Annotated in this window: 12 protein-coding genes, 10 tRNA genes and 2 rRNA genes; 22 read left to right on the forward strand and 2 right to left on the reverse strand. The window is 42.3% G+C overall.

All coding sequences use genetic code 11. The features are described from left to right. From BM126_RS19820 to BM126_RS19875, 12 genes are all read left to right on the forward strand, one after another. Positions 1 to 94 (forward strand): 23S ribosomal RNA (locus BM126_RS19820); the annotation flags it as partial. Positions 95 to 326: 232 nt separating this feature from the next. Further along, a 5S ribosomal RNA gene (gene rrf / locus BM126_RS19825) occupies positions 327 to 443 on the forward strand. A gap of 48 nt (positions 444 to 491) precedes the next feature. After that, positions 492 to 566 (forward strand) — tRNA-Asn (locus BM126_RS19830). Between the two features lies 1 nt (position 567). Beyond that, a tRNA-Thr gene (locus BM126_RS19835) sits at positions 568 to 640 on the forward strand. Between the two features lie 21 nt (positions 641 to 661). Further along, positions 662 to 736: transfer RNA gene (locus tag BM126_RS19840), tRNA-Glu, on the forward strand. A gap of 7 nt (positions 737 to 743) precedes the next feature. Continuing rightward, a tRNA-Val gene (locus BM126_RS19845) sits at positions 744 to 819 on the forward strand. Positions 820 to 858: 39 nt separating this feature from the next. Continuing rightward, a tRNA-Thr gene (locus BM126_RS19850) sits at positions 859 to 934 on the forward strand. Between the two features lie 6 nt (positions 935 to 940). Further along, positions 941 to 1,024 (forward strand) — tRNA-Tyr (locus tag BM126_RS19855). A 91-nt stretch (positions 1,025 to 1,115) separates the two neighbouring features. Further along, a tRNA-Gln gene (locus BM126_RS19860) sits at positions 1,116 to 1,190 on the forward strand. A 5-nt stretch (positions 1,191 to 1,195) separates the two neighbouring features. Further along, a tRNA-Lys gene (locus tag BM126_RS19865) sits at positions 1,196 to 1,270 on the forward strand. 7 nt (positions 1,271 to 1,277) lie between these two features. After that, positions 1,278 to 1,352, forward strand: a tRNA-Gly gene (locus BM126_RS19870). A gap of 27 nt (positions 1,353 to 1,379) precedes the next feature. Then, positions 1,380 to 1,455, forward strand: a tRNA-Ala gene (locus BM126_RS19875). A gap of 224 nt (positions 1,456 to 1,679) precedes the next feature. Here BM126_RS19875 and BM126_RS19880 read toward each other — a convergent pair. After that, positions 1,680 to 1,838: an aspartyl-phosphate phosphatase Spo0E family protein gene (locus BM126_RS19880; protein ID WP_083392198.1), complete on the reverse strand. Its 159-nt coding sequence runs from the start codon at positions 1,836 to 1,838 to the stop codon at positions 1,680 to 1,682. A gap of 171 nt (positions 1,839 to 2,009) precedes the next feature. Between BM126_RS19880 and sigW the strand changes: the two genes are divergently transcribed. The 6 genes from sigW (at position 2,010) to glmS (ending at position 9,227) form a co-directional block, all read left to right on the forward strand. Further along, positions 2,010 to 2,573 (forward strand): RNA polymerase sigma factor SigW, encoded by a 564-nt coding sequence (gene sigW, locus BM126_RS19885; RefSeq protein WP_090991148.1) that lies wholly within the window; start codon positions 2,010 to 2,012, stop codon positions 2,571 to 2,573. 16 nt (positions 2,574 to 2,589) lie between these two features. Beyond that, positions 2,590 to 3,204 carry an anti-sigma factor family protein gene (locus BM126_RS19890; protein WP_090991149.1) on the forward strand — a complete coding sequence of 205 codons (615 nt, stop codon included), beginning with the start codon at positions 2,590 to 2,592 and terminating at the stop codon, positions 3,202 to 3,204. Positions 3,205 to 3,417: 213 nt separating this feature from the next. Beyond that, a complete protein-coding gene (gene cdaA / locus BM126_RS19895; RefSeq protein WP_071352232.1) occupies positions 3,418 to 4,239 on the forward strand; it encodes a diadenylate cyclase CdaA in 822 nt (273 codons plus the stop codon). Further along, positions 4,232 to 5,569: a CdaR family protein gene (locus BM126_RS19900; RefSeq protein WP_090991150.1), complete on the forward strand. Its 1,338-nt coding sequence runs from the start codon at positions 4,232 to 4,234 to the stop codon at positions 5,567 to 5,569. The genes cdaA and BM126_RS19900 overlap by 8 nt, the downstream gene beginning before the upstream one ends. Before the next feature lie 49 nt (positions 5,570 to 5,618). Continuing rightward, entirely contained in the window at positions 5,619 to 6,968 is a 1,350-nt protein-coding gene (glmM, locus tag BM126_RS19905; RefSeq protein WP_090991151.1) for a phosphoglucosamine mutase, read from the forward strand. Positions 6,969 to 7,424: 456 nt separating this feature from the next. After that, a complete protein-coding gene (gene glmS, locus BM126_RS19910; RefSeq protein WP_090991152.1) occupies positions 7,425 to 9,227 on the forward strand; it encodes a glutamine--fructose-6-phosphate transaminase (isomerizing) in 1,803 nt (600 codons plus the stop codon). A gap of 127 nt (positions 9,228 to 9,354) precedes the next feature. On the opposite strand, the gene BM126_RS19915 is transcribed toward glmS, so the two are convergent. After that, on the reverse strand, positions 9,355 to 9,579 hold the full coding sequence (locus BM126_RS19915) for a TM2 domain-containing protein (protein ID WP_090991153.1): 225 nt from the start codon (positions 9,577 to 9,579) through the stop codon (positions 9,355 to 9,357). A gap of 239 nt (positions 9,580 to 9,818) precedes the next feature. Here BM126_RS19915 and BM126_RS19920 point away from each other — a divergent pair, with 239 nt between their 5' ends. The 4 genes from BM126_RS19920 to BM126_RS19935 all read left to right on the forward strand — a co-directional run bounded on the left by BM126_RS19920 (position 9,819) and on the right by BM126_RS19935 (position 14,316). After that, positions 9,819 to 10,115 carry a HesB/IscA family protein gene (locus BM126_RS19920; RefSeq protein WP_090991154.1) on the forward strand — a complete coding sequence of 99 codons (297 nt, stop codon included), beginning with the start codon at positions 9,819 to 9,821 and terminating at the stop codon, positions 10,113 to 10,115. Between the two features lie 378 nt (positions 10,116 to 10,493). Beyond that, positions 10,494 to 12,011, forward strand: a complete 1,518-nt coding sequence (locus BM126_RS19925; protein WP_090991155.1) for a spore germination protein — start codon at positions 10,494 to 10,496, stop codon at positions 12,009 to 12,011. After that, positions 12,008 to 13,186 (forward strand): Ger(x)C family spore germination protein, encoded by a 1,179-nt coding sequence (locus BM126_RS19930; protein WP_090991156.1) that lies wholly within the window; start codon positions 12,008 to 12,010, stop codon positions 13,184 to 13,186. Before BM126_RS19925 ends, BM126_RS19930 begins: the two co-directional genes overlap by 4 nt. 20 nt (positions 13,187 to 13,206) lie before the next feature. Next, the gene (locus BM126_RS19935) at positions 13,207 to 14,316 is read left to right on the forward strand and encodes a GerAB/ArcD/ProY family transporter (RefSeq protein WP_177201521.1); all 1,110 of its coding nucleotides are present in this window, start codon (positions 13,207 to 13,209) and stop codon (positions 14,314 to 14,316) included. The last annotated feature ends 2 nt before the right edge of the window (positions 14,317 to 14,318 follow it).

Genomic DNA, 14,318 nt, shown 5'->3' on the forward strand with positions numbered 1-14,318 from the left:
AGATCCCTGAAAGATGATCAGGTTGATAGGTCTGAGGTGGAAGCGTGGTGACACGTGCAGCTGACAGATACTAATCGATCGAGGACTTAACCAAATTGAAAAGCGGAGAAAGCCCGCATAAACCGATAGGATGATGGAGCTTCTGGCGGAAGAGACGGACGTCTCGGACAGAAGAAGCGAAGCAGCCGTACGGTTTGGCCTTCGAAGCCAGACAAAATGACGCGAAAAACCTTCTCTATTATCTAGTTTTGAAAGAACAAAAAAAGTTCTTGCAATTTGCTTAAAAAGACATTATAATAGATAATGTCCTTACAAGTGAATGAATGTCTGGCAATGATGGCGAAGAGGTCACACCCGTTCCCATTCCGAACACGGAAGTTAAGCTCTTCAGCGCCGATGGTAGTTGGGGGTTCTCCCCCTGTGAGAGTAGGACGTTGCCAGGCTAAATCTTCTAAGATGTGCATCAGGAGTTTTAGGAAACATTATACTATTCCGCAGTAGCTCAGTGGTAGAGCATTCGGCTGTTAACCGAACGGTCGTAGGTTCGAGTCCTACCTGCGGAGCCATGCTTCCATAGCTCAGCAGGTAGAGCACTTCCATGGTAAGGAAGAGGTCAGCGGTTCGAGCCCGCTTGGGAGCTTCCTAGTACACATCATGCATCGGCCCGTTGGTCAAGCGGTTAAGACACCGCCCTTTCACGGCGGTAACACGGGTTCGAATCCCGTACGGGTCACCATTATATCGGAGGATTAGCTCAGCTGGGAGAGCATCTGCCTTACAAGCAGAGGGTCGGCGGTTCGATCCCGTCATCCTCCACCATTTTTTAAAAACTTAATAGATTTATACCATCTTAAAAATGCCGGTGTAGCTCAATTGGTAGAGCAACTGACTTGTAATCAGTAGGTTGGGGGTTCAAGTCCTCTTGCCGGCACCACTTTATGGAGGGGTAGCGAAGTGGCTAAACGCGGCGGACTGTAAATCCGCTCCTTCGGGTTCGGCAGTTCGAATCTGCCCCCCTCCACCATTTTAATAAAAAAACATTGTGGATGAGTTATATTTTCCTTCAAGCTGGGGATTATATGATTACCACCTATTTTTTTGTAAAATATTTTTATTGGGCTATAGCCAAGCGGTAAGGCAACGGACTTTGACTCCGTCATGCGTTGGTTCGAATCCAGCTAGCCCAGCCATTTATGAGCCATTAGCTCAGTTGGTAGAGCGCATCTGACTTTTAATCAGAGGGTCGAAGGTTCGAATCCTTCATGGCTCACTCTTTTGCGGAAGTAGTTCAGTGGTAGAATACAACCTTGCCAAGGTTGGGGTCGCGGGTTCGAATCCCGTCTTCCGCTCCAGAGAACTGCATGCATACATAAAAATATGGGGCCTTAGCTCAGCTGGGAGAGCGCCTGCCTTGCACGCAGGAGGTCAGCGGTTCGATCCCGCTAGGCTCCACCATCTAACTACATACACAATTATTCGTCTTTGATTATATAATCAAAGGCTTTTTTTATATCCTTTTCCTATGGCTTTACCAGTATATCTGTTCTATCGTAATGAACCTTGTAAATCGGCGTTTGTTTTTGAGTGGATTAGCGGGCTTTGGGTATGAGGTGCATTGCAGGAGAGTTTATGCCCGGTTAATGGAGATCCTCTATATAAAATGAAACAGTAACCGGGGGTTACTGTTTTTTAGTTATGCGATAATATTGATTTATGAGCTGATCTAGTTCTGTGCTTGCCTTAACCACTTGGGTGTCAATTCTGGAGGAAGATAAAGCCAAATGAATCATACGCTGTCTGCATTCTTCTATATGGTGTAAAAGCTGTTTTGCAGTCATTTCAGCTGTTCCCCGCTTTCACATTCAATTTTTCTCTATATATCCCTTTTTGGCAGAATTTAAACAGGTTTCTGCTATTTTTGTTAAAATTATTTATATCCTTTTTTGAAACCTATATATGGCTGAATTCGTAAGTATCTTATAGCCGCATGAGCGGGGGTAAAAAACCAAATGGAAGCAATCATAAAAAAAAGAATTAAACAGGTTCTAAAAGGTGATCAAAATGCATTCAGTGAAATCGTAGAGCTGTATAAAGACCGCGTCTATCAGCTTTGCTACAGAATGCTTGGCAACAGCCATGAAGCGGAAGATATGGCACAAGAGGCATTTCTGAGAGCCTATGTCAATATTCGGAGCTTTCATATCCAAATGAAATTTTCGACCTGGCTATACAGGATTGCTACCAATCTGTGCATTGACAGGATTCGCAAAAAAAAGCCGGATTATTTCTTAGATGCGGAAATTGCGGGCACAGAAGGGCTGGATTTATACTCGCAGATTGCTTCAGAAAGCTCAAATCCTGAAGAAGAAATCGAATCTATGGAATTGCAGAATACGATTCAGGAAGAGATTTTAAAGCTTCCGGAGAAATATCGGTCTGCTATTGTTCTGAAGTATATTGAAGAATTATCACTTAAGGAAATCAGCGAGATACTGGATCTGCCGGTTGGAACTGTAAAAACCAGGATTCACCGGGGCCGTGAAGCTTTGAGAAAACAGCTGGGCCATTTATAAAAAGAAGGTGAAAATGATGAGTTGCCACAATGAATTCTTAGAATATATGCATGAATACCTTGATGAGGAAATCTCTGATGAAAGAGAGGGGCAGCTAAGGGAGCATTTGCAGACCTGTACTGAATGCCGGCTGCACTTTCATGAATTAAAAAAGGCGGAAGCTATGGTCCAGGGTCTGCCAAGCAGGAAAGCTCCGGCTCATTTTACTAATAAGATTATGGCAAGCCTTCCTAAAGAAAAGAAAAATGCAGGTGCAAGGCGCTGGCTGAAAAATCATCCTTTTATCACAGCGGCCTCCCTCTTTATTCTATTAATGGCGGGATCTGTTATCTCTATCTGGAATCAGGATCCCCATTTTTCGGTATCCAAAAAGCCTAATATAGTAGTGGAGAAAAACACGGTAATTGTTCCTAAAGGGAAAACGGTCAATGGAGATATCGTGGTGCAGAATGGCGATATTCGGATCGAAGGGAAAGTAAAAGGGAATGTGACAGTAATCAATGGCCATGAATACCTGGCTTCGGCAGGAAGCGTCACAGGAGAAATAGAGATGGTCAATAAGATATTCGATTGGCTATGGTTTAAAATGAAAAATGCTGGAAAAGCGGTTTTCCAGGTAGATGGGCACTAATTAGTGTCATTCAGGTCTCCAGGTCAGGTAGGACAGACAGGCTATGCCATAAGGCGGCCTGCCACGTTTTGTCCCTTTCTGACGGGAGGCTTTTTTGAATTAATCAAAAAAGAGGTCTACAATATTTAGAAGTGCGGAAAGAAAAATGGTATACTGTTTAGGTTATATTAAAAATCTATGGCTATGGAGTATATACCGACTGGAGGAAGTAACATGTCATTATCCAACTTTTCCTTCTTGGATTATGTAGTGAATTTAATTGATATTCTCCTTGTTTGGTTTGTGATATATAAACTGCTTGTGGTCATTCGGGGAACAAAGGCTGTTCAGCTCTTAAAAGGGATATTCGTCATCGTAATTGTCCGTGCCTTGAGCAGCCTGATCGGCCTGAATACACTAGGGTGGTTAATGGAACAAGTTATGACTTGGGGAGTCCTTGCTATTATCATCATTTTTCAGCCTGAGCTGCGGAGGGCGCTTGAGCAGCTTGGAAGAGGAAAGCTGTTTGTAAGAAGCACCGGCCAGGAAGAAGATGAGCAAGACCGGCTGGTGGAAGCAATCGTAAAGGCAACGGCCTATATGGCAAAACGGAGAATCGGTGCATTGATTTCCATCGAGAAGGAAACTGGACTGAGTGATTACATAGAAACCGGGATCCCGCTTGGATCACAAATTTCTTCTGAACTCTTAATCAACATATTCATTCCCAATACACCGCTTCATGATGGTGCCGTTATCCTGCAGAATAACCAGGTGGCTGCAGCAGCCTGTTACCTGCCTTTATCCGAAAGCCCGTTCATATCAAAGGAGCTTGGGACGAGGCATCGTGCGGCAATGGGCATCAGTGAAGTGACCGATTGTATCACGGTTGTTGTATCAGAAGAAACGGGAGGCGTTTCTTTAACGAAAAATGGCGAACTGTATCGCGAATTAGACCAGAACACCTTCAGGAACATGCTGCAAAAAGAATTGGTCCTGGATAATAAATTGGCTTCCTCAACGTTATGGAACTGGAGGGGGAAGAAAAATGGATAAATTCATGAACAGCAGCTGGTTCACAAAAATTGTGGCGCTCGCTTTAACTGTCCTGTTATTTACTTCCGTTAACTTTACACCTGGAACTGGAAAAAAATCCCTCGGTTTTAACACACCGGGAGAGATTGGCACGGAAACCATTAAAAATGTGCCCGTGGAGGTGTATTACGATCGCGACAACCTTGTCGTGACGGGTGCACCGAAGTCAGTGGATGTTACCTTAAAAGGGGTAAAAAGCCTATTGATCTCGGCGAAAAACCAAAGGGAATTCAAAGTATATATCGATTTGTCGGACCCTGAGATCGCTATGGGCGAAAAAAAGGTGCCATTAAAAATCAGGGATATAAATGAAAAGCTGACAGCATCAGTAAATCCTGAATATACTACGGTGAAAATTCAGGAAAAGGTGACAAAAGAGTTTTCAGTCGATCCGGAGTATAATAGGTCCCTTATTGAAGATGGATATACAGCAGATAAGCCAGCTGTCAGTCCGCAAACTGTTAAAATAACCGGCGCCAAAGATATTATCGACCAAATTGCCTATGTGAAAGCCACAATGGCACTTTCAGGCAGGGTTAATGAGACGGTTCACCGCCAGGCTACGGTGCGGGCGCTTGACAGAGATCTGAACAAGCTCAATGTATCGATAGAGCCATCTGTTGTGGATGTTTCCCTGAATGTGAATATTCCTTCTAAAACAGTAAAGCTCGTACCCGTACAAACCGGCACACCTAAAGACACTGTCAGCATTAAAAGCATGACCGTTTTCCCTAAGAATGTTACTTTGTACGGAAAGCAATCGGTTTTAGATTCCATACATGGAGTAAGCGTTCCTGTAGATGTGTCCAACATAGATAACAGTAAAGAGGTGGAATTGCCTATTACTGTTCCAGATGGTGTGAAAAAAATGTCACTGGGCACAGCGACGGTGAAAATCCAGACAGAGAAGGTAGAGCCGGCTGACAAAAATACAGCTGATACGGAGAAAAAACCGCCAGAAAAGCAAGATGAACAAACAAAAAGTCCAGATACTTCGACGCAGACAAAAGTAATTAAAAATCTCGACATTGTTTCATCTGGACTTGCTGATGATCAGGACTTGACTTTCATATCTCCGAAAGGCGGCAATATTGATCTGACTTTATCAGGAACCGCCGATGATCTGCAAAAGGTAGAGCCTGATGATATTCAAGTCACGGTAGATGCTACAGGTCTTGAAGAAGGGGAGCATGACGCAGCCATTCAGGTTAAGGTTCCTGCGAATATTAAATGGGAGCTGCCGGTTAAAACGGCTAAAGTCTCCATAACAAAAAAAGATAAAGAAACATAATACGTGCAGCGTATCATATAGGATTATTAGAAAGAAGGAGCGATATTCTATGGGTAAATATTTTGGGACAGACGGAGTAAGAGGGGTTGCAAATAGTGAATTAACCCCAGAGCTTGCCTTTAAGCTTGGCAGATTCGGAGGGTATGTTTTAACGAGGGACACAGAACGCCCTAAGGTCTTGATTGGCCGTGATACCAGGATTTCCGGGTATATGCTTGAGGGAGCTCTTGTCGCAGGACTGCTGTCCATCGGAGCAGAGGTAATGCGTCTTGGTGTTATTTCGACGCCAGGTGTCGCCTATTTGACAAAAGCATTGAGTGCAGAAGCAGGTGTCATGATTTCTGCTTCTCATAATCCCGTGGCGGACAATGGAATCAAATTCTTCGGACCGGATGGTTTTAAGCTTTCAGATGAACAGGAAAACGAGATAGAACGATTAATGGATATGGAAAAGGATGAACTTCCCCGCCCCGTCGGCGGAGACCTTGGCCATATGAATGATTATTTCGAAGGAGGCCAAAAGTACCTTCAGTATCTTAAGCAGACGGTTGATGAAGATTTCACCGGCATTCATATAGCTTTGGACTGTGCGCATGGCGCGACTTCTTCTCTGGCGACACATTTGTTTGCCGACCTTGATGCAGATATTTCTACAATGGGAGCATCACCAAATGGATTGAATATAAATGAAGGTGTTGGTTCAACTCACCCTGAAGCTTTGGCTGCCTTCTTAAAAGAAAAAGGAGCAAGCGTAGGCCTTGCTTTTGACGGAGACGGAGACCGTATGATTGCCATCGATGAAAATGGAGACATTGTGGATGGCGACCAGATCATGTACATCTGCGCCCGTTACATGAAAGAAAATAATCGCTTGAAACAAGGTACTGTCGTTTCAACAGTCATGAGCAACCTGGGATTCTACAAAGGGCTCGACCAGCATGGAATCCAAAGTGTGCAAACTGCTGTAGGAGACAGGTATGTTGTGGAAGAGATGAAAAAAGGCGGATATAACTTGGGCGGTGAACAGTCCGGCCACATTATTTTCCTTGATCATAATACAACGGGTGATGGCCTCTTGTCCGGCCTGCAGCTGGTGAATATTATGAATCAAACCAAAAAGCCGCTGTCAGAATTGGCTGCTGAGATGAAAAAATATCCTCAGACACTTGTAAACATCAGAGTGACAGACAAACATGCTGTCACACAAAATGAAAAGGTCCACCAGGTCATCACAGAGGTAGAAGCTGAAATGAACGGAAACGGAAGAATTCTGGTCCGCCCTTCAGGGACAGAACCTCTAGTGCGTGTTATGGCAGAAGCTCCTGACGCTGGTCAATGCCGCCAATATGTCGACAGAATAGCAGCAGTCGTAAAAGAAGAAATGGGTTTAAACGAATAAAATGATAGGTATGCATAAGGGGAACGCTTTATTCTTCTTATGCATATTTTTATATAGGGAGTCTTAATCCCTAGTCTTAGCCTGCCTGACTCGCCAAGGTCTAATTATAGTTGACGAAGCGGCCTGTTATAGGGTATGATTATCCTGTTTTTCGGATCTTCCGATAAACAGCAGACATTAAAAGGAAGGGCGGGCAGTGTGGATATTGAATACTAAAAGCGCCAGGACTAAGCCGGAACGGAAGCGGTTTAGTTGACGAGGTGGAGGTTTATCGAAAGTTCGGCGGATGCCTCCCGGCTGAACGTGCACAGCCGCAGGAATTCTTATCTTAAAACAGCGGGGCAACCTGCTGCACAAAGGATAAGAAATGCACATCTAAAAAAAATATGAGATAAGGGGGCAAGGCTGCCCCTGGGCATTCTTGCTCCCTGATCATCGGCTGGAGGAGCAATCACTATGTGCGGTATCGTTGGATATATTGGTAATAATGACGCGAAGGAAATTTTATTAAAAGGTCTTGAAAAGCTGGAATACAGAGGCTATGATTCTGCAGGAATCGCCGTTATAGATGGTACAGGAGTACAGGTTTATAAAGAAAAGGGACGGATTGCAGATCTTCGTGCGGTAGTTAACGAAAATGTTGCGGCGAATACAGGCATTGGCCATACGCGCTGGGCAACCCACGGTGTGCCAAGCGTTTCAAATGCACACCCGCATCAAAGCACTTCTGGGCGCTTAACACTTGTTCATAATGGTGTAATCGAAAACTACAGTCAGCTGAAGCGCGAGTACCTTGAAGGTTTCACTTTTAAAAGTGAAACAGACACAGAAGTTGTGGTGCAGCTGATCGAAAGGTTTGTAAACGACGGTTTAACTGTGGAAGATGCATTCCGCAAAACGCTGAAGCTTGTTAAAGGATCGTACGCTTTGGCATTATTGGATAACCAAAACAATGAAACCATTTTTGTAGCCAAAAATAAAAGTCCGCTGCTTGTTGGCACCGGTGAAGGTTTCAATGTTGTAGCATCTGATGCCATGGCTATGATTCACGTAACCAATCAATTCCTTGAGCTAATGGATAAGGAAATGGTTATAGTGACAAAAGATCAGGTATCCATACAGACACTAGATGGCCAGGCAATTACCCGTGAGCCGTATACTGCTGAATTGGATGCTAGTGATATTGAAAAGGGCACATACCCTCACTATATGCTCAAGGAAATCGATGAGCAGCCATTAGTAATCCGGAAGATTATCCAGGCGTACCAAAATGAACAGGGCAAGCTTGCAATCGATTATAATATTGCTGAAGCAGTGAGCGAAGCAGACCGGATTTATATCATTGCGTGCGGAACAAGCTATCATGCAGGACTGATAGGAAAACAGTTATTTGAAAATATGGCTAAAATTCCGGTTGAGGTCCATGTTGCTTCGGAATTCACTTACAATATGCCGCTGCTTTCAGAAAAACCGCTGTTCATTTTCATTTCACAAAGCGGAGAAACAGCAGACAGCCGTGCCGTGCTTGTAGCTGTTAAGGAGCTTGGCCACAAGGCGCTTACAATCACTAATGTATCCGGGTCAACATTATCCCGTGAAGCTGATTTCACTTTGCTTTTACATGCAGGTCCAGAAATTGCCGTTGCCTCTACAAAGGCTTATACTGCTCAAATTTCAGTTCTGGCCATCCTGGCTGATGTAACGGCCCAATTCCGCGGTATGTCTGTAGATTTTGATTTAGTTAAAGAACTTGGCATTGCAGCCACTGTTATGGAAGCTCTTTGTGATTCAAAAGAAGAAATGGAACAAATTGCACGTGAATATCTGTCTGTCACCCGCAATTGCTTCTTTATCGGTCGTTCTGCTGATCATTATGTGGGCCTTGAAGGTGCTCTTAAGCTCAAGGAAATTTCATATATCCAGGCAGAAGGCTTTGCAGGAGGAGAACTGAAACATGGTACGATCGCTTTAATTGAGGATGGTACACCAGTTATTGCTCTTGCTACACAGGAAAATGTTAATTTGAGCATCCGCGGCAATGTGAAAGAAGTAGCAGCCCGCGGTGCTAATACGTGCATTATTTCCATGAAGGGCCTTGAAGAAGAAGATGACCGTTTTGTCATCCCTCAAATACATGCCCTGTTAACACCTCTTATCTCTGTAGTGCCAATGCAGCTGATTGCTTACTATGCAGCTCTTCACCGCGGATGTGACGTGGATAAACCGCGTAACCTTGCGAAAAGTGTTACTGTGGAGTAAGTAATCATAATGAAAAAAGGGAGCTTCCAATGCGGAATCTCCCTTTTTTCTGGTAATTGGACTTTATAAGCCGTGTTGTTGTCCTATGTATAGTGGCCGGCAGCCAAAACATAGACAAATTACATTATTAACGAGTAAGCCATTTTTGATTATATTGGGCGTTAAATTCTTCATCTGATTTGCATAGATAAATGATGCCTTCGATGAGTCCGATGATTCCGGGAATTCCTGTCCAGCAGAACACTAAATATAAAATCCCCATTCCGATTTTTCCTAAGTAAAATTTGTGTACCCCGAAATTACCCAGTAAGATTCCTAATACGCCTGCGGCTACTTTATTTTTCATTGTCATCCTCCATTAAATTATTAAAATTGATATATATCCTATCTACCACTATTATCAATTTTTTCAAACATATGTATATTTATTTATAATTTGTTTATTTTCCTGCTGTTAATATAGGCTTCCGCTAGTGAAATTGTTTCATGTGAAACATCCAAGATGCTTAACTGTATATTAAAAGCGCTTTAAGGTACAATTTTAAATTAATAATATTATTCATCTGCTGCAATAAAAGAAAGGATGAGAGTATGATTGTTATCTCTAGTATCGCTCAGGATAAAATCAGAGAAATGAAAGAAGAAATGGATAAAGATATTATCTTAAAGTATGGGGTGAAGTCTGCCTGCTGTAATGAATTAAATTATGCTTTAAGTTTTTCCAAAATAAATAAGAATGATAGGATTTTTGAGTTTCCGGGATTCAAAGTGGCGGTTCATCCTGCAGATATCCGCTATATAGCGGAAACAAAAATAGAATACAGCGAAGAGGGAGAGGGAGGTTTTTATATAATCGGGCGCCATCCTCTGGTTTCTCAATTGACTTGAATGTCTGTTTTTGAAGAATTGCCAATGCCCCGAAAAGATACTGCGGGGTAGTTTTAAGCTTTGCTGTTTTTTAAACAGGCCCCAGTGATAATGCAAAGAGTACAAGCATGTGATGATTGCTTTAAATGAGAATCACCATTTTTTAAAAAGAGACAGCTGCTGTCTCTTTTTTTTTCGTAAATTTTGATGCTATGGAAAAAGGGGGGGCGATTTCCGCTCCAGGAGTTTCGCTTCACAGAACATATTAAAAAACAACAATCACCTTTTTTGAATTCTTTTACCCGGAAAAATGGGGGCAGCATGCATCCTTTTTTCTACATAATTTTTCCTCCGGCTGTAAACAATAATTTATAAATACTTGCGGGGAGGAAGCTGAATATGGTGAGAAAAATAGCAAAACGGTCCAATAACAGCAGCCCCGTCCAGAAAAGTGATAGTTCAAGTGTTTCGATGAAGCTTGGGCCTGATATAGAAAAAAATATTGAATTGATTAAAGCTGAACTCGGCCACAGTTCGGATTTGGCAGTCAGAATCATGAAAAATAGGGAAACGGAATTGACTCATTTTGCTGTTTTTCATATTGAGGGAATTTCAAGCGCAAAGAATATTTCGATGCAGATCATGGAGCCCTTACTAAAATTACTGCAAAGAGATGAATGGCCTTCCTTATTTGATGTGGCTGACATGTTAAGTGTGCCCATTCTCACTGAAACGGAAGATATCAAGGATTTGATTCCTTCTCTGGTGAGCGGCAATACGGTCATTCTTTTAAGAGATGCTCCTCAAGCCTTAGTCGCATCGACAGCAGAGGTGAAAAAGCGGGCAATAGAGGAATCTACTACACAAACGGTAATCCGCGGGCCAAAGGATAGTTTTACAGAAGACAACAGAGTCAATACTTCCCTTGTGCGCATGCGTGTCAAAAACCCGAGTTTGCGGCTGAAAGCCTTGGAAATAGGCACGCTGACTAAAACAAAAGTAGAGTATATGTACCTGGACGGAATCATTGAACCTTCTATTTTACAAGAACTTGACAAAAGGCTGAAAGAAATCCATGCAGATCAAGTTTTAGATTCTAGCTATATTGAAAAATTTCTACAGGATCACCCGGAGTCTATTTTTCCAACCATGATAAGCACAGAAAGGCCAGATTCTGTCGCTGCCAATCTTTTAGAAGGAAAATTTGCCATATTTGTTGAAGGCTCGCCGTTTATTTTGATTGGACCCGTTATATTTTCTCAATATTTCCAGTCGCCTGAGGATTATTATTTAAGTAAATATATCAGTTCCTTTGTAAGGATTCTAAGATTTATTTCGTTTTTTCTTACCTTGTATACACCTGCCCTGTATATTGCCCTGATTTCCCACCATTTAGGGCTTATTCCGACAGTTCTTGTTATCAGTCTGGCTGCCCAAAGGGAGGGTGTCCCATTTCCGCTTATTATTGAAGTTATCATCATGGAACTCGCTTTTGAAATCATGCGCGAGGCAGGTGTACGGATGCCCCGTGCTGTAGGAAATACTGTTTCCATTGTAGGGGCAATCATTATTGGCCAGGCAGCCGTGGAGGCGGGAATTGTGTCAGCTGCAACGGTTATTATTGTATCGATTACGGCTATCGCAAGCTTCACACTGCCTTATTACAATATGTCCAATACAGGCCGGATTCTAAGATTTTCGCTGATCTTAGCAGGAGCGTATATTGGATTATACGGGATACTGCTCGTCACCCTTGCAATTGCCGCTCACCTTTGCAGTCTAAGAAGCTTTGGCATGCCATATTTTGTTCCTTTTGCACCTGCAAGGCTTAGTAAACAAAAAGACACATTGATCAATCTTACGGTAACCCAATCACCAATAAGAAAAGAGGAAAATACAGGGGGGGATTCCAAGTGATAAGGGTTATTATTGCTGTGTCCATGTTTGCCCTCCTGCTCGGCGGCTGCTCCAGCTACAGTGAGCTTAATAAAACAGCGGTCATTGTAGGGCTGGGAATTGATTATGATTCTAAAAAAAATCTGTATGAGGTCACATTCCAGGCAATTAATCCTACGGAAAAATCAACCTCAGCCTCTGCTGGAAGAGCTTTGCCGGTAGTTGTTTTCAGCTCAAAGGGTAAAACAATCAGCGAAGCAGCCAGAAAGTCTACTGAGCGATTTTCAAGGGAAAATGATTATTCCCATATTGCGATCATTATGATAGGTGAAGAACTGGCCCGAAAAGCAGGCATAAATTATCTATTCGATGTTTTTGAGCGTGACGGCAGGATAAGAGTGAATGTCCCGCTAATGATTGCAAAAAAAGAAAAAGCCAAAAATGTGATGAATATTCTTCCAAGCATTGAAGACCCGGCGGCATCGTTAGAAAGTAAGCTGAAAAACAGCGCACAGCTTCTGGGTGAAACCTCCTATACAAAAATTTATCAGGTTATCGCAGCACTAGAATCAAATGGGGAGGAGCCGGTCATCTCGGGGATCGGAATATCAGGAAATGTGGAGCAGGGATTAACCAAGAAAAACTATGAAAAACTGTTTTATACCCATACCCAATTGAATGGATTAGGAATGTTTAAAAAAGGAAAATTAATTGGATGGATTGAAGGAAATAAAGCGAAATCCGTCCAGATCATCAAAAATACGATAAAAGGCAGCAATTTAAGCTTGTATTGCAGTAAAAAAAATTATACATCTCTTCAGCTGAGATACTCAAAAAGCAAGGCAAAAGTAATAATGAGGGATAATAAACCGATCATTACTGTTAATGTGAAGGCAATCGGGGTTATAGACGAAAGCCTCTGCAACAGGAACATATCCAGTCTTTCAGGGATAAAAAGTTTTGAAAAAGAAGCCAGCTCAAATTATGGGAAGCTGATCCGCGAAGGAATTGACTATGCCCAAGATTATAAATGTGATGTATTTGGCTTTGGAGAAATGCTGAGAAAATCAAATTTAAAAGAGTGGCAGAAAGTCCAGGGAAAATGGGAGAAGACTTTTCCAAAGGCAGAGGTTCAGGTAACCGTAGACTTTAAAATCGAGGGAACCGGCATGAGAGTGCAGCCATACCCATTTTAAACGAGAGGGGGGGAAGCATTGTGGGAAAGATAAAAATAAGCTACTTTCAGCTATTTTGCCTTATATTTCTTTTTGAACTGGGAAGCTCCGTGCTTTTCGGCATAGCTGGAGCTGCAAAGCAAGATGCGTGGATTGTTATTCTCCTATCAATAGTTCCGGGGTGTGTGCTGATTGGTTTATACCTGAAAATGCATCAGATGTTTCCTGGGCTTTCTCTAACAGGATATGTGCAAAAAATATTCGGCTCCGCTATTGGCCGTATCATTGGTTTTTTATATGTCATTTACTTTATTTATATTGCTTCAAGACTGCTTCGTGATTTTGGAGAATTACTTGTGATTTCAGCATATCAGGAAACCACATTGATGGTTATTGGAACAACCATGCTGCTGTGCCTTATTTATACATTGTTTAAAGGTTTTGAGGTGTTTTCGAGATTAACGGAACTATGCTTATATGTTATATTGCCTACCTTTTTGATCATTGTTTTGCTTCAGGCTGCCAGCGGGCTGATTGTATGGAAGAACCTCACACCGATATTGGAATATGGCTGGCAGCCTGTATTGAAAGAGACGTTTCCGAAAACTCTTACCGTTCCTTTTGGAGAGCTAATCGTTTTTACAATGGTGTTTCCTCTTCTTAATAATGTAAAGAAAACCATAAAGACTACGCTTATTTCAGTTATAATCAGCGGGCTGTTTTTGTCCCTGATCACGGCGTTAACGATTGCTGTTGTCGGTCCGAGTGTGCGCTATCGATCTGCCTTTCCCATTTTGACTGCGGTCAGCTATATTGATATTGGAGGCTTTATCCAGCGTCTTGATGCGCTGGTTATTATCAGCATTATCATTGTCGGCTTTATAAAAATATTCATATTTTTCTATTGCGCGGTGAAAGGGAGCATGGAAATTTTTAAAGTGAAAGAGCCTCGAACCTTGATATTCCCAATCAGCTTTATTATTTTAATGGGTTCAATATTTATAGCTCCCAATTATATCGAGCATATAAAAGAGGGCCTGACATATGTGCCATTTTATCTTCATTTTCCGTTTCAAATTGTTCTACCGGCTTCTTTTTTACTCATAGCATTGCTTAAACAATTAATTGCAAAAAAGCGGCAAAAGACATAAGT

It is taken from the genome of Bacillus sp. OV322 (genome assembly GCF_900112495.1).
GTDB lineage: Bacteria > Bacillota > Bacilli > Bacillales > DSM-1321 > Peribacillus.